Origin of the sequence: Geobacillus sp. FJAT-46040 (assembly GCF_002335725.1) — a bacterium.
Lineage (GTDB): Bacteria > Bacillota > Bacilli > Bacillales > Anoxybacillaceae > Geobacillus > Geobacillus thermoleovorans.
Genome location: NZ_NISS01000001.1, coordinates 1,656,893 through 1,677,046, shown reverse-complemented (window position 1 = coordinate 1,677,046; position 20,154 = coordinate 1,656,893). Strand labels below are relative to the sequence as shown.

At 54.0% G+C, this 20,154-nt stretch carries 20 protein-coding genes; 17 read left to right on the top strand and 3 right to left on the bottom strand.

Going from position 1 to position 20,154, the window contains the following annotated elements:
* The first annotated feature begins 38 nt into the window (after nucleotides 1-38).
* The 4 genes from hflX (at nucleotide 39) to glnA (ending at nucleotide 4,425) form a co-directional block, all read left to right on the top strand.
* A complete protein-coding gene (gene hflX / locus CD000_RS08855; RefSeq protein ID WP_096225479.1) occupies nucleotides 39-1,286 on the top strand; it encodes a GTPase HflX in 1,248 nt (415 codons plus the stop codon).
* Nucleotides 1,287-1,299: 13 nt separating this feature from the next.
* Nucleotides 1,300-2,571 (top strand): methionine gamma-lyase family protein, encoded by a 1,272-nt coding sequence (locus CD000_RS08850; protein ID WP_096225478.1) that lies wholly within the window; start codon nucleotides 1,300-1,302, stop codon nucleotides 2,569-2,571.
* A 76-nt stretch (nucleotides 2,572-2,647) separates the two neighbouring features.
* On the top strand, nucleotides 2,648-3,049 hold the full coding sequence (locus tag CD000_RS08845; protein WP_011230825.1) for a MerR family transcriptional regulator: 402 nt from the start codon (nucleotides 2,648-2,650) through the stop codon (nucleotides 3,047-3,049).
* A 41-nt stretch (nucleotides 3,050-3,090) separates the two neighbouring features.
* Nucleotides 3,091-4,425, top strand: coding sequence for a type I glutamate--ammonia ligase (glnA, locus tag CD000_RS08840; RefSeq protein WP_011230826.1), 1,335 nt, complete (start codon nucleotides 3,091-3,093; stop codon nucleotides 4,423-4,425).
* Between the two features lie 63 nt (nucleotides 4,426-4,488).
* On the opposite strand, the gene lexA is transcribed toward glnA, so the two are convergent.
* The gene (gene lexA, locus CD000_RS08835; protein WP_011230827.1) at nucleotides 4,489-5,112 is read right to left on the bottom strand and encodes a transcriptional repressor LexA; all 624 of its coding nucleotides are present in this window, start codon (nucleotides 5,110-5,112) and stop codon (nucleotides 4,489-4,491) included.
* A 152-nt stretch (nucleotides 5,113-5,264) separates the two neighbouring features.
* Between lexA and yneA the strand changes: the two genes are divergently transcribed.
* From yneA to CD000_RS08795, 8 genes are all read left to right on the top strand, one after another.
* Complete coding sequence (gene yneA, locus CD000_RS08830; protein ID WP_011230828.1) at nucleotides 5,265-5,570, top strand: cell division suppressor protein YneA; 306 nt, start codon at nucleotides 5,265-5,267, stop codon at nucleotides 5,568-5,570.
* A gap of 19 nt (nucleotides 5,571-5,589) precedes the next feature.
* Nucleotides 5,590-6,243, top strand: coding sequence for a YneB family resolvase-like protein (locus CD000_RS08825; protein ID WP_011230829.1), 654 nt, complete (start codon nucleotides 5,590-5,592; stop codon nucleotides 6,241-6,243).
* 129 nt (nucleotides 6,244-6,372) lie between these two features.
* A complete protein-coding gene (locus CD000_RS08820; protein ID WP_096225477.1) occupies nucleotides 6,373-6,603 on the top strand; it encodes a DUF896 domain-containing protein in 231 nt (76 codons plus the stop codon).
* A gap of 118 nt (nucleotides 6,604-6,721) precedes the next feature.
* Complete coding sequence (tkt, locus tag CD000_RS08815) at nucleotides 6,722-8,728, top strand: transketolase (protein WP_047757756.1); 2,007 nt, start codon at nucleotides 6,722-6,724, stop codon at nucleotides 8,726-8,728.
* A gap of 252 nt (nucleotides 8,729-8,980) precedes the next feature.
* On the top strand, nucleotides 8,981-9,418 hold the full coding sequence (gene sirA, locus CD000_RS08810; protein ID WP_011230832.1) for a sporulation inhibitor of replication protein SirA: 438 nt from the start codon (nucleotides 8,981-8,983) through the stop codon (nucleotides 9,416-9,418).
* Nucleotides 9,419-9,507: 89 nt separating this feature from the next.
* Complete coding sequence (locus CD000_RS08805; RefSeq protein WP_096225476.1) at nucleotides 9,508-9,720, top strand: YneF family protein; 213 nt, start codon at nucleotides 9,508-9,510, stop codon at nucleotides 9,718-9,720.
* Between the two features lie 124 nt (nucleotides 9,721-9,844).
* Entirely contained in the window at nucleotides 9,845-11,584 is a 1,740-nt protein-coding gene (locus CD000_RS08800; RefSeq protein WP_096225475.1) for an ABC transporter transmembrane domain-containing protein, read from the top strand.
* Nucleotides 11,585-11,673: 89 nt separating this feature from the next.
* Entirely contained in the window at nucleotides 11,674-13,452 is a 1,779-nt protein-coding gene (locus tag CD000_RS08795) for an ABC transporter ATP-binding protein (RefSeq protein ID WP_096225474.1), read from the top strand.
* 57 nt (nucleotides 13,453-13,509) lie between these two features.
* Here CD000_RS08795 and CD000_RS08790 read toward each other — a convergent pair whose 3' ends face one another.
* The gene (locus tag CD000_RS08790; protein ID WP_011230836.1) at nucleotides 13,510-13,689 is read right to left on the bottom strand and encodes an aspartyl-phosphate phosphatase Spo0E family protein; all 180 of its coding nucleotides are present in this window, start codon (nucleotides 13,687-13,689) and stop codon (nucleotides 13,510-13,512) included.
* A gap of 168 nt (nucleotides 13,690-13,857) precedes the next feature.
* Here CD000_RS08790 and CD000_RS08785 point away from each other — a divergent pair, with 168 nt between their 5' ends.
* From CD000_RS08785 to CD000_RS08775, 3 genes are all read left to right on the top strand, one after another.
* Nucleotides 13,858-14,565, top strand: coding sequence for a cytochrome c biogenesis protein CcdA (locus CD000_RS08785; RefSeq protein WP_021322230.1), 708 nt, complete (start codon nucleotides 13,858-13,860; stop codon nucleotides 14,563-14,565).
* Between the two features lie 68 nt (nucleotides 14,566-14,633).
* The gene (locus tag CD000_RS08780) at nucleotides 14,634-14,990 is read left to right on the top strand and encodes a response regulator (protein ID WP_011230839.1); all 357 of its coding nucleotides are present in this window, start codon (nucleotides 14,634-14,636) and stop codon (nucleotides 14,988-14,990) included.
* A gap of 201 nt (nucleotides 14,991-15,191) precedes the next feature.
* Nucleotides 15,192-15,671 (top strand): CcdC family protein, encoded by a 480-nt coding sequence (locus CD000_RS08775; protein WP_020278238.1) that lies wholly within the window; start codon nucleotides 15,192-15,194, stop codon nucleotides 15,669-15,671.
* 189 nt (nucleotides 15,672-15,860) lie between these two features.
* Here CD000_RS08775 and CD000_RS08770 read toward each other — a convergent pair whose 3' ends face one another.
* On the bottom strand, nucleotides 15,861-16,295 hold the full coding sequence (locus CD000_RS08770) for a DUF2621 domain-containing protein (protein WP_033010350.1): 435 nt from the start codon (nucleotides 16,293-16,295) through the stop codon (nucleotides 15,861-15,863).
* Nucleotides 16,296-16,566: 271 nt separating this feature from the next.
* Between CD000_RS08770 and CD000_RS08765 the strand changes: the two genes are divergently transcribed.
* Together CD000_RS08765 and CD000_RS08760 are read left to right on the top strand one after the other, a co-directional pair.
* Complete coding sequence (locus CD000_RS08765; protein ID WP_198962497.1) at nucleotides 16,567-17,241, top strand: cell wall hydrolase; 675 nt, start codon at nucleotides 16,567-16,569, stop codon at nucleotides 17,239-17,241.
* A gap of 125 nt (nucleotides 17,242-17,366) precedes the next feature.
* Entirely contained in the window at nucleotides 17,367-20,045 is a 2,679-nt protein-coding gene (locus tag CD000_RS08760; protein ID WP_062898542.1) for a sigma-54-dependent transcriptional regulator, read from the top strand.
* The last annotated feature ends 109 nt before the right edge of the window (nucleotides 20,046-20,154 follow it).

Genomic DNA, 20,154 nt, shown 5'->3' with positions numbered 1-20,154 from the left:
GAGAGCATGTTCGCCGCGAGGAAAGGAAGGGGGATGCCATGACCCGTGAACAAGCCATTATCGTCGGCTGTCAGCTGGCTGGTGTAGACGACGGACGGTTCCGCTATTCGATGGAAGAGCTCGCGTCGCTCGTGGCGACGGCAAACGGCGAAGTGGTTGCCGAACTGGCGCAAAAACGCGAAGCGCCGCATCCGGCGACGTATATCGGCAAAGGAAAAACGGAAGAGCTCGCCGCCCTTGTCAAGGAGCTCGAACCGGATCTTGTCGTTTTCAACAGCGAGCTTTCCCCAAGCCAGGCGCGCAATTTGACAAACCTGCTTGGCGAGGTGAAAGTCCTTGACCGGACGCAGCTCATTTTAGACATTTTTGCCCAGCGCGCCCGCTCAAAAGAAGGAAAGCTGCAAGTCGAGCTCGCCCAGCTCGAATATATGCTGCCGCGCCTTAGCGGCCAAGGGGAGGCGCTGTCTCGCTTGGGCGGCGGCATCGGCACGCGCGGGCCGGGGGAGACGAAGCTTGAGACCGACCGCCGCCATATTCGCCGCCGCATTGACGACATTAAAGCGGAACTGCGGCGCGTCGCCGAGCACCGCGGGCGGTACCGCGAGCGCCGGCAAAAAAACCGAGCCTTTCAAGTGGCGCTCGTCGGCTATACGAACGCCGGCAAGTCGACGATTTTCAACCGGCTGACCGCCGCCGATTCGTTCGAGGAAAACTTGCTGTTTGCCACGCTTGATCCGCTGACGCGCAAATGTGTCTTGCCATGCGGCTACACGGTGCTTGTCACCGATACGGTCGGGTTCATTCAAGACTTGCCGACGACGCTTATCGCCGCATTCCGCTCGACGCTCGAGGAAGTGACGGAAGCCGATCTATTGCTTCACGTCGTCGATTCGTCTCATCCGGATTACGTTGCGCACGAGCGAACGGTGTTGCGGCTGCTCACTGAATTAGGGGCTTCTTCCATTCCGATGGTCACGGTGTACAATAAAAGCGATCAAAAAGCGTCGGAATTCATTCCGACAACGACTGCTTCCATCATGATCAGCGCGCTTTCCGCCGCCGACATTGACCGGCTTCGTTATTTTCTTGAAGAAGCGGTGAAACAGCAGATGGTTCATTATGACGTATCGATCCCGAGCGGGGAAGGAAAACTGCTCGCCCAGCTAAAATCGGACACCATTTTGCATGAATGGCATTATAATGAACAGGGGGGCACGTACGACTGTCAAGGGTACGTGCTGCCGACGCACCCCTTGTATGGGGAGCTGCAATCATTCCAACGGTAGAAAGGGTTCATCGATGTTTTGGACACAATGGAAACATGGGGAAATGATCGCTGCACTCGTTGAGGAAGTCGAACGGCAAATTGCGCCGATCCATCGGCGCATCGACCGGATTGTCGATGCGAACCAATATCGCGTGCTCGACAGTTTCCGCCGCCACCAAGTGAGCGACGGGCATTTCATTCCGTCGACCGGGTATGGCTATGACGATATCGGCCGCGATACGCTTGACCGCATTTACGCCGACGTATTCGGGGCGGAAGCGGGGCTTGTGCGCCCGCAAATCATCTCCGGCACGCACGCGATTGCCATCGCTTTGTTCGGCGTTTTGCGCCCGGGCGATGAATTGCTTTACATCACGGGCGCTCCGTACGATACGCTTGAGGAAATCGTCGGCGTCCGCGGCCGCGGCGTCGGCTCGCTGAAAGAGTTTGACATTCGTTATCGCAGTGTGCCGCTCACAGCGGAAGGGATGGTCGATTTTCCGGCCGTTCGCGAAGCGATCCATGAGCGGACGAAAATGATCGGCATTCAACGTTCGCGCGGCTATGCGGACCGGCCGTCGTTTACTGTCGAAGAGATCGGCGACATGATTGCATTCGTCAAGTCGATCAAACCGGATGTCGTCGTGTTTGTCGACAATTGCTACGGAGAATTCGTCGAGGAGAAAGAGCCATGCCATGTCGGCGCCGATTTGATGGCCGGCTCGCTCATTAAAAACCCGGGAGGGGGCTTGGCGAAAACGGGCGGCTACATTGTCGGCAAGCGGGAATATGTGGAGGCGTGCGCCTATCGGATGACCTCGCCGGGCATTGGAGCGGAAGTCGGTCCGTCGCTTTACAGCTTGCCGGATATGTATCAAGGCTTTTTCCTTGCGCCGCACACCGTGGGTCAGGCGCTCAAGGGGGCGGTTTTTACGGCGGCGATGCTCGAGCGGATCGGACTAAAAACCTCGCCATCGTGGAAGGCGAAGCGCACGGATTTGGTTCAGTCCGTCCGTTTTGACGATCCGGAACAAATGGTGGCGTTTTGCCAAGCGATTCAGGCTTCCTCCCCGGTCAACGCTCATTTCATTCCGTATCCGAGCGACATGCCCGGCTATGAAGACAAAGTGATCATGGCCGCCGGCACGTTCGTCCAAGGGGCAAGCATTGAGTTGACGGCCGACGGGCCGTTGCGCCCCCCATATGTCGCGTATGTGCAAGGCGGATTGACGTATTCGCATGTGAAAATCGCCGTCTGTTCCGCCATTCAGCGTTTGCTTGAACAGCGGTTGATTTGTTTGTGAGGAAACATCACGTTTCATTGACTCATTTCCTAACATTATGGTAAAATAAAGGTATCAAAAGCGAGGAGGAATTGGCATGAGCAGCCAAATTCGTCGTTCCATGCCATTGTTTCCGATTGGGATTGTGATGCAGCTGACCGACTTGTCGGCTCGGCAAATCCGCTATTATGAAGAGCACGGCCTCGTTTCGCCAGCGCGCACTGAAGGCAACCGGAGGCTGTTTTCGCTCAATGACATTGACCGCTTGCTGGAAATTAAAGATTTGATCGACCAAGGCGTCAACTTGGCGGGCATTAAGCAAATTTTTGCCGCGCGGGAGGAAGGACGCCACCAGCAGGCGGAGAAAGTCGAAAAAGTAGGAAAACCGAAGCTGTCGGACGAAGAACTGCGCGAAATTTTGCGGAATGAATTGCTGCAGGCCGGGCGGTTCCAGCGCGCATCGCTTCGCCAAGGAGATCTCGCTCGCTTCTTTCACTAAGGATTGAGAAATAATTTCGAAGCCGGGGGAGGAGTTTGGACATGGCAAAATATACGCGTGACGACATTCTACACATCGTCAAAGAGGAAAATGTCAAGTACATCCGCCTGCAATTCACCGATATTTTGGGCACGATCAAAAACGTCGAAATTCCGATCAGCCAGCTGGAGAAAGCGCTTAACAACAAAATTATGTTTGACGGGTCGTCGATCGAAGGATTTGTCCGCATCGAAGAGTCAGATATGTATTTGTATCCGGACTTGGATACGTTCGTCATTTTCCCGTGGACTTCAGAAAAAGGAAAAGTCGCCCGCTTTATCTGCGACATTTACAACCCGGACGGCACGCCGTTTGAAGGCTGTCCGCGCTATAACTTGAAGCGGATGCTGAAAGAGATGGAGGCGCTTGGCTTCAACGCCTTTAACTTAGGAGCTGAGCCGGAATTCTTCCTTTTCAAGCTGGACGAAAAAGGACACCCGACGATGGAGCTGAACGATCGCGGCGGCTATTTCGATTTGGCGCCGACCGATCTTGGGGAAAACTGCCGGCGCGACATTGTGCTCGAGCTTGAGGAAATGGGGTTTGAAATCGAAGCGTCCCATCATGAAGTCGCCCCGGGCCAGCATGAGATCGATTTTAAATACGCTGATGCCGTAAAAGCGTGCGACGACATTCAAACGTTTAAGCTCGTCGTCAAAACGATCGCCCGCAAACACGGATTGCATGCGACCTTTATGCCGAAGCCGATTTTTGGGATTAACGGTTCAGGAATGCATTGCAACCTGTCGCTGTTCCGCAACGGTGAAAACGCCTTTTTCGATCCGAACGGCGACTTGCAGTTGAGCGATACGGCGCGGCAGTTTATCGCCGGTGTGCTGAAGCATGCGCCGAACTTTACGGCGGTGACGAACCCGACCGTCAACTCGTACAAGCGGCTTGTTCCAGGCTATGAAGCGCCGTGCTACGTCGCTTGGTCGGCGCGCAACCGCAGCCCGCTCATCCGCATTCCAGCTTCGCGCGGCATGAGCACGCGCATTGAGGTGCGCAGCGTCGACCCGTCGGCCAACCCATACTTGGCCATGGCGGTGCTTTTAGCCGCTGGGCTTGACGGCATTCGCAACAAGCTCACTCCTCCGGCGCCAGTGGATCGAAACATTTACGTCATGACGAAAGAAGAACGGCTCGAAGAAGGCATTGTCGATTTGCCGGCAACGCTGCATGAAGCGTTGGAAAACTTGAAGTCCGATGAAGTGATGATTCACGCGCTCGGCAAACATTTATTCGAGCATTTCGTCGAAGCGAAAGAAATTGAGTGGGATATGTATCGGACAACGGTTCATCAATGGGAATTGGACCAATATATGGAACTCTACTGATTCATAAAAAAGCTGCCCTGAAAAAAACGGGGCAGCTTTTTTATGGGCGCAGGCCGGCACGAGTCAGTCGAACAGGCGATAGACGCCGATCACTTTGCCGAGAATCGTGCAGTCTCGGACGATGATCGGCTCAAGATGGGCGTTTTCCGGCTGCAGGCGGATGTGGTCTTTTTCCTTGAAAAACCGCTTCACCGTCGCCTCGTTGTCTTCCGTCATGGCGACGACGATGTCGCCGTTGTTGGCCGATGACTGCTGGCGGACGATGACGTAGTCGCCGTCGAGAATGCCGGCTTCGATCATGCTGTCGCCCATCACTTCAAGCATAAACAGCTGCTCCTCGCCGGCGGCGAGCCGCTTCGGCAGCGGAAAGTAGCCTTCGATGTTTTCCACCGCTGTAATCGGTTGGCCGGCCGTCACCTTGCCGATGATCGGCACCGAGATGATCTCCTCTTTTTCTCTCTCCTTGGCCATATCGTTGTCCAAAATTTCAATGGCGCGCGGCTTTGTCGGGTCGCGGCGGATGTACCCTTTGCTTTCTAGGCGCGCGAGATGCCCGTGGACCGTCGAACTTGACGCCAGTCCAACCGCTTCCCCAATTTCCCGCACCGACGGAGGATAGCCTTTTGTTTTTACTTCCTGTTTAATAAACTCTAAAATTTGCTGTTGTCGTTTTGACAGTTTCGTCATTGTTTCACACCTCTCGCCACATCATTTGCCTTCATTATACCATGCGGAAGACGAAAAAACAAACATAAGTTCGAGTTTTTTATTGACACAAACAAATGTTCCTGGCTATAATGAAGGAAAGCGAACAAACATTCTAGAAAGGGTGGGAGGGAATGAGGAAAACGTTGCTGCACTATGTTTTGTTTTCATTTTTGTTTGCGCTCGTGTTGGCAGGGTTCGTTTACGCCAGCAGCCCGGTCGATAAAAAAGAATACGTGACGATCACGGTCGCTCCCGGCGATACGCTTTGGGGGCTGGCAAAACAGTACGAACAGGAACACCATATGCCGCCTGATGAGTTCATCCGCTGGGTCGTCGATGTCAACCATTTGCCGAGCCCGCGTCTTGCCGCCGGTGAACAAATTGTCATTCCTGTGTTAAAATCAAAGCAGGGCGGCTCGGTGGCCGTCAATCAGTGATGGAAAGAAGGGATTGGCCATGAGGGCGGTCATTTACTGCCGCGTCAGCACGGACAAAGCTGAACAGGAAACGTCGCTCGCGAGGCAACGAGATGAGCTCGAGCAGCTGGCGGCCGAGTGTGGATTTGAAGTCGTGAAAGTGATCGCCGAGCAGGCGAGCGGTTATGAAGCCGACCGCGACGGCGTGTTGGAGCTGCTTTCGCTTTGCGAGGAAGGCGAGGTCGATGTGCTGCTCATTCAAGATGAAACGCGGCTTGGGCGCGGCCATGCGCGCATGGCGGTGCTGCATTGCTTGAAAAAGCAAGGGGTGAAAATATACAGCGCCAGCCACCGCGGGGAGATGCCGCTGTCGGAGGCCGATGAGATGGTGTTATCCATCATCGCTATTGTCGAGGAGTACCAAAGAAAAATACATAACGCCAAAATTAAGCGTGGCATGCAGCGAGCCATCGCCAGCGGCTACCGACCGGAGCGGAACCTAAGGCGCCGGGGCGAAAACGCCGGGCGCGATCGAATCGATCTGCCGGTTGAGGAGATCGTCCGCTTGCGCGAGCGCGGACTGACGTTTGCCGATATCGCCGCGACGATGCGAAGCTTCGGCTACGAGGTGTCCAAGGCGACCGTCCATCGGCGTTACCAGGAATATATGGACGAGCAACAAAGGCGGCGTTGATCGTGTACTGCGCCTGGCCCTAAAGCGGCGAGCGGGCAAAGGAAGCCAAGATGCCATCGTTGCCATCTTCCCGGTTGATGAGATAAGATAAAACAGAGTGAGAATATGGCAGATAGGAGAAGATGATCAATGCTTGCCAAACATAAACTAGCCCGCATCAATGAACTGGCGAAAAAAGCGAAAACGGCCGGCTTGTCGGCCGAAGAGGCTTTCGAGCAAGCGAAGCTGCGCCGTGAGTACATTCAAGCGTTCCGCAAGGCGATGACCGATATGCTCCATACAGTGACCGTCATTGACCCGAACGGCCACGACGTGACGCCGAAAAAATTAAAGGAAAGCCAGCGGCGGCGCTTCCATTAAGCCGCGAAAAAACAGACGGCGTCTCGTTTGTCCCGAAGGAGGAAATAAACGTTGTACAAGGAATCTGATTTTCTATATGATAGTAAATGACACCATGTTGATGAAAGGGAGGAAGACGATGGCGCATTCAATCGAGGAGTTGGCGATTACCACCATTCGAACGCTGTCGATTGACGCGATCGAAAAAGCGAAATCCGGGCACCCGGGCATGCCGATGGGCGCGGCGCCGATGGCGTACACGCTTTGGACGAAATTTATGAATCATAACCCGGCGAATCCAAACTGGTTCAACCGCGACCGGTTTGTCTTGTCAGCCGGGCACGGGTCGATGTTATTGTACAGCTTGCTTCATTTAAGCGGCTACGACGTATCGATGGATGATTTGAAACAATTCCGTCAATGGGGAAGCAAAACGCCGGGCCATCCGGAATACGGCCATACGCCGGGCGTGGAAGCGACGACCGGCCCGCTCGGCCAAGGGATTGCGATGGCGGTCGGCATGGCCATGGCGGAACGGCATTTGGCTGCTACATACAACCGCGACGGGTTTGAGATCATCAATCATTATACGTACGCCATTTGCGGCGACGGCGATTTGATGGAAGGAGTGGCGAGCGAAGCTGCGTCACTCGCCGGCCACTTGAAGCTCGGCCGTCTGATCGTCCTGTATGACTCGAACGACATTTCGCTGGACGGGGAGCTCAACCTGTCGTTCTCGGAAAACGTCGCCCAACGTTTCCAAGCGTACGGCTGGCAATATTTGCGCGTTGAGGACGGCAACAATATTGAAGAAATCGCCAAAGCGCTCGAGGAGGCGCGGGCGGACCTCAGCCGGCCGACGCTTATTGAAGTAAAAACGACGATTGGCTACGGCGCGCCAAATAAAGCGGGCACGTCCGGCGTCCACGGCGCTCCGCTCGGCGCCCAAGAGGCGAAGCTGACGAAGGAAGCGTACCGCTGGACGTTTGCTGAAGATTTTTATGTACCGGAAGAAGTATATGCCCATTTCCGAGAAACGGTGCAAGAGGCCGGTGCGAAAAAAGAAGCGGAATGGAACGAACAGTTCGCCGCGTACGAACGGGCGCATCCGGAGCTGGCCGCCGAGCTGAAGCGGGCGATTGAAGGGAAGCTTCCGGATGGCTGGGAGGCGGCGCTGCCGGTGTATGAAGCGGGCAAAAGCCTGGCGACCCGCTCATCGTCCGGGGAAGTGATCAACGCCATCGCCAAAGCGGTGCCGCAATTGTTTGGCGGTTCGGCGGACTTGGCAAGCTCGAATAAAACGCTCATCAAAGGCGGCGGCAACTTCTTGCCGGACAGCTACGAAGGGCGCAACATTTGGTTTGGCGTGCGCGAGTTTGCCATGGGCGCGGCGTTAAACGGCATGGCGCTTCACGGCGGGTTGAAAGTGTTCGGCGGCACGTTCTTCGTGTTCTCTGACTATTTGCGTCCGGCGATCCGCTTGGCGGCGCTGATGGGCTTGCCGGTCATCTACGTCTTGACGCACGACAGCATCGCCGTCGGCGAAGACGGGCCGACGCACGAGCCGATCGAACATCTCGCTTCGCTTCGGGCGATGCCGAACTTGTCGGTCATCCGTCCGGCTGACGCAAACGAAACGGCGGCAGCATGGCGGCTGGCGCTCGAATCGACGGACAAGCCGACTGCGCTCGTCTTGACGCGTCAAGATGTGCCGACGTTGGCGGCAACAGCTGAGTTGGCGTATGAAGGCGTGAAAAAAGGTGCGTACGTCGTTTCACCGGCGAACAACGGCGCTCCGGAGGCGCTGTTGTTGGCGACTGGCTCGGAAGTCGGTCTGGCCGTCAAAGCGCAAGAAGCGCTCGCCGCTGAGGGCATCCATGTCTCCGTCATCAGCATGCCATCGTGGGACCGCTTCGAAGCGCAGCCAAAATCGTACCGCGATGAAGTGCTTCCGCCGGCCGTGACGAAGCGGCTCGCCATTGAAATGGGCGCGTCGCTCGGTTGGGAGCGCTACGTCGGCGCCGAGGGCGACATTTTGGCCATCGACCGATTCGGTGCTTCCGCTCCGGGAGAGAAAATCATGGCCGAGTATGGCTTTACGGTTGACAACGTCGTCCGCCGCACAAAAGCGCTGCTCGGCAAGTAACCGGGAAAGCTGCCCTTGCGTTGTTGCAGGGGCAGCTTGTTTTTGTGAAAGATGGCTGCGCCTTGGTCAAGTATTTTCGGGGTTGAATCGAGGGCAAAGGCTTGTTCATGACGTGTTGGCCTGTTTGCGGCCGCATGGCCACCGCAAACAAAAATCGACAATGTTAGTGAAAAAACTTGCCGTTAATAGACATATTTTTCCCCTTTCCTTTTCTATAATAGAAAATAGATGAACAGAAATGGGGGATGGGGCATGGTCCGCTATTGGATTTATTTGTTGAATGACGATGTGGCGTCGCATTACCGCCATCGGGCAGAAAAAATTGTTGAACTGCTTCGTGAGCATCAATACGCGAAAGCGCCGCTGAAGGCGATTTGCCGCAAGCAAGTCGAATTTATCACCGAACGGCTGTCATTTTCGCGCCTGGAACTTGGCTTAAAGCAATATTTTGCCGGCCGCGTCGGCAAAAATTTGGAGCGCAATATGTTTGTTTTGCAAAACGACGCCGGCGAGGAAGCGTTGCTTGTCGTGCAAAAGCGCCGCTTGCTTCTTGTCGCTGACAGCGCGCCGCTTGCCGCGGACATCGGGCGGGCGCTCGCTCGGCTTTCGCCGACGTTTTTGGCGGTCGACGCCGATTTTGTCGATTACTACTGGCTGTCTGCGCCTCGGCAAGGAAGAAAATTTGCGTAATGAAAAGATTTTTGTCGCGAAATATTGTCTAATGACGCATCGTTTAGTACACTGTTAGGGAGACAACAAGAAGGAGGAAAATCGCTGTTATGTGGGATACGATTCTCGTTGGCGTGCTGGCGCTCATCGCCGGGGTGGCGATCGGATTTTTCGTCGCCCGCAAAACGATGATCAATTATTTGAAGAAAAACCCGCCGATCAATGAACAAATGATTCGCATGATGATGATGCAAATGGGCATGACTCCGTCGCAGAAGAAAATCAACCAGATGATGAAAATGATGAACAATCAACTGAAATAAGCGAAACGGACACTCGATCGAGAGTGTCTTTTTATTTTGCTAAAATGTTCTTTCAAAATTTTTCTAGTTTTGTTACAATAATATAGCGATTGTTCGTCAGCCAAATGAAAGGAGGGCGGGCCTTATGCGCGTGTTTCGCGATTTGTTTTGGTTTTTCCGCCAAGAAAAGAAGGCGTATATCACCGGTATTTTCGTGCTTGTCATCGTGGCGTTTTTGGAGACAGTCCCGCCGAAAGTGATCGGCTTGTTGGTCGATCATATGAAAAACGGCACGATGACAAAAGAAGTGCTCATCCGCTGGATCGCCGTCCTCGCCGCCGTTGCGGCGGCGCTTTACGGGCTCCGCTACGCTTGGCGCATTTTCATTTTCGGTTCGGCGGTCAAGCTTGCCCGCCAGCTGCGCAACGAGCTGTATCAGCATTTTACGAACATGTCGCCGTCGTTTTACCAGCGGAAGCGGATCGGCGATTTAATGGCCCATGCAACCAACGATTTGCAAGCGATTCAGCAGACGGCCGGAAGCGGCATCTTAACGCTCGTCGACTCGGTGACGCTTGGCGGGTTTGTCCTGGCGACGATGGCGATATCGATCAGCTGGAAGCTGACGTTGATCAGCCTGCTGCCGCTGCCGGTGATGGCATGGGCGACGAGCCGCTATGGGACGATGCTCCATCGTCGGTTTTTAACGGCGCAAGCGGCGTTTTCGTCGCTGAACGACAAGGTGCAGGAAAGCGTCAACGGCATCCGCGTCATCAAGGCGTTCGGCTATGAGGAACACGATGTCGAGGCGTTTCGCCGTCAATCGGAAGACGTCGTGGCGAAAAACGTTGCCGTCGCCAAAATTGACGCCTTGTTTGATCCGACGATCGGGCTGCTTGTTGGGCTGTCATTTTTTCTCGCTGTGGCGTTTGGCAGTCAAATGGTTTTGGCGGGCGAATTGACGATCGGCGAGCTTGTGTCGTTTACGACCTACCTTGGCCTGCTTATTTGGCCGATGTTGGCGTTCGGCTGGATGTTTAACATTGTTGAGCGAGGGCGTGCTTCGTACGACCGGGTGCGGGCGCTGTTGGCTGAACAAGATGAAATCAACGAACGTCCGGATGCCCTTCACATCTCTCCGCAAGGCGACATTGAGTATGATGTTCGTCAATTTGCCTATCCGGGGGAGGCGAAGCCGGCGCTTCGGGGCATTCGTTTTCAGCTCAAGCGTGGGGCGACGCTTGGCGTCGTCGGCAAAACGGGGGCGGGAAAAACGACGTTGCTTCGCCTGCTGCTGCGCGAGTTTGACGGCTATGACGGCGAGATTCGCTTCGGCGGCCGCGACATCCGCGATTATACGCTTTTCGCGCTCCGTTCGGCGATCGGCTACGTGCCGCAAGACCATTTCTTGTTTTCTGCCTCCATCCGCGACAACATCGCCTTTGCCAAGCCGGAAGCCAGAGAGGACGAGGTCGTCCGGGCGGCGCGGCTGGCCGACATTCATGATGACATTTTGCAGTTTCCCGACGGGTATGAGACGGTCATCGGAGAGCGCGGCGTTTCCCTATCCGGTGGGCAAAAACAGCGGCTGTCAATCGCCCGGGCGCTTCTCATTGACCCGGAAGTGCTCATTTTTGATGACGCGTTGTCGGCCGTGGATGCGAAGACCGAGGCGCGGATTTTAGCGGCGCTCAAACAGGAGCGGCGCGGAAAAACGACGATCATCGCCGCTCATCGTTTAAGCGCGGTTGAGCATGCCGATTGGATTCTCGTCCTTGACGGGGGGCGAATTGTGCAGGCCGGAACGCACGAGCAGCTGATGACAGAAGACGGCTGGTATCGTGACATGCACCGGCGCCAACAGCTTGAGGCGCTTGCGGAGTAACAACAGACCTGAACGTTCGAGCTCCCGCCAAAAACGAGCGGAGCGAAAAGCTTGAAAATACAAGTTGTTTGTGAAATAGGGGGAAGTGGATGAACGACCGATGGTTGACAACAAAAGAGCAGCGGCGCGTTTTATGGCGGCTGCTCACTTATATGGGAAGATACAAAAAAGAAACGGCGCTTGCCTTTACGCTTCTTCTGTTGGCAACGGCCGGGGAGCTTTCCGGCCCGTATTTGGTGAAAGTGTTCATTGATGACTATTTGGTGCCGGGCCGCCTCGCTTTTGGACCGGTGGCGGCGCTGGCCGCCGCCTATCTCGGCGTGCTCGTCTTGAAAACGATCATTTCCTACTTCCAGCTTGTCGAGTTTCAGCGGCTCGCTTTGTACGTCATTCAAGCGCTGCGGATGGATGTGTTTGCGAAAGTGCACCGGCTCGGGATGAGCTATTTTGACCGGACGCCGGGCGGCAGCATCGTTTCGCGGGTGACGAACGATACAGAAGCGATCAAGGACATGTTCATCAGCGTCCTAGCGGCCTTTGTGCAAAACGGCTTGTTTGTCATCGGCGTGTTTGTCGCTATGTTTTCGCTTGATGCTAAGCTTGCGTTGTTTTGCCTGTTCATCCTCCCGGCGATCGCGTTCATCATGCACACATACCGCCGCTACAGCTCAGTGTTTTATCAAGAGATGCGCGAACGGCTGAGCGAACTGAACGCCAAATTGCACGAATCGCTGCAAGGAATGGCCGTCATTCAAGCGTTCCGCCAGCAGCGCCGTTTATATCAAGAGTTTGCCGCCGTCAATGAAGCGCATTACAAGGCGGGGATGAAAAACATCCACCTTGATGGACTGCTGCTTCGACCGGCGATCGATGTGGTGTATATGTTGTCGATCATGGTCGTGCTCAGCTTTTTTGGCATCACGGCGCTTGATGGCCCAGTTGAGATCGGCGTGCTGTATGCGTTTGTCAACTATTTGGAGCGTTTTTTCGAGCCGGTAACGCAAATGATGACGCGGCTGTCGCTTTACCAGCAGGCGATCGTTTCCGCCTCTCGCGTGTTTGCCCTTCTTGATCATCAAGAAGAGGCGCCGGCCAATCCAAATCGGTCGCCGTATGCGATCGAGCGCGGGGAAATCGAATTTCGGAATGTCAGCTTTTCATACGACGGGAAGCGCGATGTGCTGAAACAGCTGTCGTTTGTGATCCGGCCGGGGCAGACGGTCGCGTTTGTCGGCCATACCGGCAGCGGCAAAAGTTCGATCATCAACTTGCTCATGCGTTTTTATGAGTTTGACCGCGGCGACATTTTGCTTGACGGCCGGTCGATCCGCGATTACTCGCGCGCCGAGCTGCGCCGCCGCCTCGGCCTTGTCTTGCAAGATCCGTTTTTGTTTTACGGGACGGTCAAAGAGAACATTCGCATGTATAATCAGGAACTGGACGACGAAGCCATTCAGGAGGCCGCTCGGCTCGTGCAGGCCGATGCGTTTATTGAGCAATTGCCCGATCGTTACGACCATGTGCTCGCCGAGCGCGGGGCGACGTTATCAAGCGGTCAGCGCCAGCTTCTTTCCTTTGCTCGCACGATCGCTGCTGATCCGAAAATTTTGGTGCTCGATGAGGCGACCGCCCATATTGACACCGAAACAGAGGAAGCGATTCAAGATGCGCTCATGCACATGCGGAAAGGGCGGACGACGATTGCCATCGCCCACCGGTTGTCAACGATTCAAGACGCTGATCAAATTTTCGTCCTCCACTGCGGCGAAATCATCGAGCGCGGTACGCATCAGCAACTGCTGGCGCAAAAAGGGCTTTACTACCAAATGTACTTGCTGCAAAACGGCCTCGTCGACGTCCATGCGTAAATGGCGGCGTTTTGCCGCCCCTGCTTGGAACAAAAAGAAGAAAGCGCCATGTCCCGCCTAGCGGGAGGCGCTTTGCTTTCGCCGCTTGGTTTGTTCGCGTTGATAGGCATTGAGCAACGTGTCAAGTTCTTTGCTGATTTTCATGGCCGCCGCCGAGTTTAACCCCGTTTTGGCCACCGTGTCGACAAGCTCCATCCGCTTTTGTTCAATCAAGGTCAACAATTTGCATTTCGGCACGAATCGACCGTCCTTTGCTTGAAGTATTGTGTATGGTGCTTTATACTATTTTATCAGTGAACGCAAAAATGGAAAATAGAAAAATTGACCAGGAACAATGAGAAACGTGTTACGGGAAGAAGGAATTCTGCTAAAATAAAAAGTAAAAAAGCAGGGGCTGGTTCACCAATGAATGATCTCAATCTATTTTTAGCGTTCGGCGCCGGGTTTTTGTCGTTTATTTCCCCGTGCTGCTTGCCGCTTTATCCGGCGTTTTTATCGTATATCACCGGCGTGTCGGTCAGCGAGTTGAAAGAGGAAAACGCGATGCTGAACCGCCGCAGCTTATGGCATACGCTTTGCTTTTTGCTCGGCTTCTCGCTCATTTTTATCTCGCTTGGCTTTGGCACCTCGCTGCTTGGAAGGCTGTTTGTTGATTATCAAGATGCGATCCGGCAAATCGGCGCGGTCGTGATCGTCGCTCTTGGCCTCGTCGTCGCCGGGCTGTGGAAGCCGGCGTTTTTGCTGAAAGATCGGCGCATTTCGTTTCGTGAACGGCCATCGGGATATGTCGGCTCCGTGCTGATCGGCATGGCGTTTGCCGCCGGTTGGACGCCGTGCATGGGGCCGATTTTGGTGGCGGTTGTCGCTCTAGCCGCCACCAACCCGGGCTCAGGAATGATGTATATGCTTGCTTATACGCTTGGATTTGCCATTCCGTTTTTCATGTTGTCGTTTTTTATCGGCAAGCTGCAATGGATCCGCCGCCATAGCGCATCCATCATGAAGGCGGGCGGCTATGTCATGGTGGCGATGGGCGTCGTTTTGTACTTTGATTGGATGACAAAGCTGATTGCTTATATGACAAGCTTGTTTGGCGGATTTACTGGTTTTTAGCGGCGATGGAGCCGCCCTTTGTGCGGCTGTTGTTGGAGGAATATCGTTGAGGAGAGGGCGATGGAAAGATGGCTGCCATTTTAATTGCTGACGATGCGAAGTTTATGCGGGTAACGCTGGCGCGCATACTGGAAAAAACGGATCACACCGTAGCCGGTGAGGCGGAAAACGGCAAAGAGGCGGTCGAGCTGTATCGCCGGCTGCGCCCCGATCTTGTCATCATGGACATTACGATGCCGGTCATGAATGGGATTGAAGCGGTGCGGGCGATTAAGGAGATCGATCCCGGGGCGAAAATCATCATCTGCTCGGCGCTCGGGCAGCAGCGTATGGTCGTTGAGGCCATTGAAGCCGGAGCGGCTGACTTCATCGTCAAGCCGTTTGAAGAAACCCGCGTGCTCGAGGCGATTGCCCGTCTTTTGTAAGTGGGCTTTGGCTTCGTACGGCATAGGAAGGCGCCGGCTTATGACCGCTGGAAAACAGCTGGCTGCGTTCCTCTTGGCAAGCGAGAGGGATGAAGCGAGCGCGATGTTTGGCGAAGGCGGGGGCGGTTTTAGAGGACGGTAGGCAAGCGGAGCGGTTTTTGCTATCATAGCGTTGTCCGTGAATTTTGTCGGAAGAAGGTGATGGCTTTGGCGTTCATTACATCGCTCATCGCCGTTGTGATGGCGTTTTTCATCTTTTTTGTGCGCATGAAGGCGTCGGAAAAGCCGACGAATGCCAAAAAAATTATTTTGCCGCCGCTGTTTATGAGCACCGGGGCGCTGATGTTCATCGATCCGGTCTTTCGCGTTACGCGCGGGGAGCTCATCGAAGCGGTCATTCTCGGCCTGTTTTTCTCGCTGTTTCTCATTAAAACGTCAAAATTTGAAATCCGCGGCAGCGATATTTATTTGAAACGCTCAAAATCCTTTATTTGGATTTTGCTCGGGTTGATTGTCATTCGTCTTGGCTTGAAAACGTATTTAGGACGAACGATCGACTACCGCCAGTTAAGCGGCATGTTTTATTTGCTCGCGTTTTCGATGATCGTCCCATGGCGGATTGCGATGTACGTTTCGTATAGAAAGCTGGCGGCGCAGCTGAAACCGCCAGTGCTGACATAAAGAGCTGTCCCGCTGATGGACAGCTCCCTTTTTTGTTGCGCCAAGCCGCTTCACTTCGCTTCCCTGGAATTGTCCCGCAGACGGAGCTGAAGTCGTCGGTCCCGGCCTAAAAAGCTGCTTGTTTGGGCCGCTTTTTCCATGCTGAAACAGACGAAAGCCGCCGGTCAGCCTTAGACGAAAGGCGGAACGTCAGCGGGTTTCCAATAAATGTTTATAAGGGGCGAGATCGATGTTCTTCGCCTGCAATGTCCGGATCAAAAACTTATGGTCGCGCTTGGGGGTTGCGATGATATAGCCGCGGATCAGCAAGTCGCGTGTGATGCGCGGCGCCTGTTCCTTGAGCGCAAGCTCGCCGATTTTGCCGGCGATCTTTTGCCGCGCGACGTCGCGGAACAATTCCGGCACAGGGCGAACCAATTCCTCAAGCAGCGCTTTTTCTTCTTCCCCCCATAGATGACGCGTCTGTTCAATGTAATATTCCTGCCAGTCGAGCTCCGATTTCCCATCTTCTTTCGGCAGCCGCTTCAAAAACTTGCGGAACATGAAAAAGCCGCCGATCGACATCATGACAAGCAAAAAGACGACCCAAAGCAAAATAAACCAAAGAAACCATCCGGTCAGCACGATCCCCACCCCAACATGATGATCAACTGTTTTTGCCATAGGCAAGATTCGTCTACTATTATGTCGAAAAGCTTGCTGTTTGGCAAGTTTCAAACAGCGGCTTGTTACGAAGCGTAACGCAACTGTAATGCAACTGTAAAAAAGCTTGTCCCACCTTACAGCGCCAATGGATTGAAAGCCGCCGGCCGCTTTGTATGGAAAAGATATACAGTGACGTTCCCTTCTTTGCCTGCTAATCTAGTAAACAAAGAAAAAAAGCCAAAAGGCAACGATGAGGGGGATGCGCAGAGTGAAAGTGAAAAAGACGATTGCAGCGCTCACGATCATTTGCTGTATGGCGTTAAGCTCTCATGGGCTGTCGGCGGAAGCGGCTGGCTCGTATACATACTATCAAGTGAAAAAAGGGGATACGTTGTCGAAGATCGCCAAACAATATCATACTACGGTTGCTTCGTTAAAGTTGTTAAACGGGTTAAAAAGCGATGTGATTTATGCCGGCGAAAAGATAAAAGTGCCGGCTGCGGCGAAGCGATCGGCTTCGGCGCCGGCAAAGAAGAAATCGATCTCATTAAGCGCCGCCGACCGGAAGCTGCTCGCCCAGCTTGTGCAGGCGGAGACTGGCTCGAGCGAGCCGTTTGCCGGCAAGGTGGAAGTGGCGCTTGTCGTTTTAAACCGTACAACGCACCCAGAGTTTCCAAAGACGGTGCGCGGCGTCATTTATCAAAAAACGAAATCCGGCTATGCGTTTGTGCCGGTGAAAACGGGGAAATTGACCCGCATTCAGCCGACCAAGCAAGATTACGAGGCGGTTGACAAGGCGCTGGCCTTATTCCCAAACGACCGCCGTGGCTCGCTTTATTTCTACAATCCGAAAATCACCAAAGACAAGTGGATGTTATCGCGTCCGGTGACGATTCGCATCGGGCACCATGTCTTCGCGAGATGAACGGGGTCGAATAAGGCCTCGTTCTTTTGTTTTGTGCATAGCGGCGGGCCCGCGTTGTTTCATCACGATTCGGCAGGAATTTCGACCGGCGGCTGCGAATGTGTGTAACGAGGAGGGGAGCGATCGTGAAAAGAATCGATCTCATCTATAACACGCTGTGTCAGTGGAAGAAGAGCGGAGAGTCGTGGGCGAGCGCAGAGGAGCTAGCTGACGCTCTCGGATTGGATCGAGCTAACGTCAGCCGCGATTTGAATCGGTTGTGGAGGGAAGGAAAAGTGCAAAAACGGCCGGGAAGGCCGGTGCGGTTTGCGGTCGCCGGCAATAGAGCGACAGCGCCGCGGTTGGACCGGCTTGCCGCCGAACAGCCGAGTTTGGCCATGGCCATCGAGCAGGGCAAAGCTGCCCTCTTGTATCCGCCGAAAGGACTGCCGATGCTGATTGTCGGGGAAACTGGGACGGGAAAATCGATGTTTGCCGAGTTGCTCCATGAATTTGCCGTCGCAACTGGCCGTTTTCCGCCGGGGGCGCCGTTTGTGACTTTTAACTGTGCTGACTACGCCAACAACCCGCAACTGTTGCTTGGGCAACTGTTTGGAATCCGGAAAGGAGCGTACACGGGAGCGCATGAACAAAAAGGGCTGCTTGAGAAGGCGGATGGAGGCATTTTATTTTTAGATGAAGTGCACCGCCTGCCGGCGGAAGGTCAGGAGATGCTGTTTACATTCATTGACCGCGGCGTCTACCGCCGGCTAGGGGAAACGGACACGGAACGAAAGGCTGATGTGCTGTTGATTTGCGCAACGACTGAAAACCCGGAATCCAACTTGCTGAAAACGTTTCGTCGCCGCATTCCGATGCATATTTGGCTGCCGCCGCTTGAGAAGCGGACGCTTGAGGAACGGTACTGTCTCGTCATGCAATTTTTTCAACAGGAAGCGGTGCGCCTCGGGAAAGACATTCATGTCTCTGCCAATGCGTTGCGCGCCTTTTTGTTTTACCCCTGTCCAAACAACGTCGGACAGCTGAAAGCCGACATTCAGCTCGTTTGCGCCAAGGCGTATGCCGACTATGTCACCGGAAAAAAAGAAAACGTCCGCATCCAGCGCGCTGACTTGTCGTTTGAGGTGCAAAGCGGGCTGCTGCTCGAGAAAAAGCATCCGCAGGCCGCCTCCTTTCCGCTGCCGCACGGTCGGTGCGTGTTTTCAGCGCATGGAGGCGAATGCCGACCAGAACTGGTGAATGATGACCAGCAATCGATTTATGACAATATTGAGCGCAAATACAGTGAGTTGAAAAAGCAGGGCGTCACCGGCGATGAACTGGATTTGCTGCTTGAGATGGACATTGAACGTTATGTTTCGCAGTATATGAAAGGTCTTCATCGCCGCATTCGCGATCGCTGCGATCTGGAGAAAATGATCGCACCTGACGTCCTGTCATTAACCGAGGCGCTAATCGCCTACGCGGAGAACAGACTGGAACGCCGTTTCCCGGAAAAGGTGATGTATGCGCTCGCTTTGCATATTCAAACGGCGCTTAATCGCCTTCGGACCGGGAACGCCGTGACCCACCCACAGCTCAATCAGGTGCGCACCGCTTATAAAAAAGAGTTTGCCGTTGCCTTGGACTGCTTGCAGCTTATGGAAGAACAGATGCGCATTGATTTTCCCATCGATGAAGCGGGGTTTTTGACCATGTTTTTCGCGCACCGTGACGAAGAACAGGAGGAACAGGAAGAGCGGGTGGCGGTGGTTGTCATCATGCATGGCAACGGCGTTGCGTCGGCTATGGCGGATGTCGTCAACAAATTGTTGGCAGCCGCATGCGTGCAAGCGGTCGATATGCCGCTCGATGCGGACCCGAAACAAGTTTACAAGCAAGTAAAAGCGGTCTTGCAGCCGGTTGCATCGACGAAAGGGGCATTGCTGCTTGTTGATATGGGATCGCTCGTGTCTTTTGCCCATTTTTTAGAAAAAGAGCTTGCCATTCCAGTGAAAGTCATTTCTGCAGCGAGTACGCCGCATGTATTGGAAGCCGCCCGCAAAGCGATGCTCGGCTATTCGCTTGTCGACATTTATAACGAAGTGAAAACCGCTGCGCCATATTATATGAGCCAACCGTTTTGGGAAGAGGACGGGGCGGAGCAAGATAGGCTGGCGATTGTTACGGCTTGTTTGACGGGAAAAGGAAGTGCGCTTGCATTAAAGCATATATTGGAAACTTACTTGCAGCTTGATGAACAATTGTGGGAAATTATCCCTATTCATATCGTTGATGAAAAAGAAGCGCAAAATAGGTTGTCAAACATAGCCAAACATGTTCGAATCGTCGCCATCGTCAGCCATTTCCGCCTCGATGAACGGGTTCCGCACTTTGCTTTGGACGAAGTGCTCAGTCTGAAAGCCATGAAAGAAATACAAGCGCTTGTCGATGATGAAGAAATGTATATGCATATGGCCCGAGAACTGGACGGCCATCTTCGCCATCTGTCCTCAGGACGGGCGATTCCGGTGATCCGTGCGGTGCTCGCGTCGATCAGCCAAGAGATTGGGTTTCCGTCGCAGTCCAGCGATATGGCCGGACTTGTCCTTCATTTATGCTGCCTGCTTGATCGGTTGTTGGCCGGTGAACCATCAAGCGATGCTGGGACGGACGGTGGTTGCCGTGAACACGAACCGCTGTATACGATCGTGAAGGAGGGGTTGTTTCCGCTCGAACAGCGGTACGGCGTTCGCATCGGTGAGAATGAATTGTGTCACATTATTCGCTTTTTCCGCTCGCTGCAGCAAAAACGGGACACATAAGGCGTCTGCTTCTTTGTTTTGCGCTGTTTGATTGAAAACGGTTTCAATACACAGTTGCCGCTGACTGACACACAATGAGCCGATCTCGCTTTTCACTTCTTTTTTATTG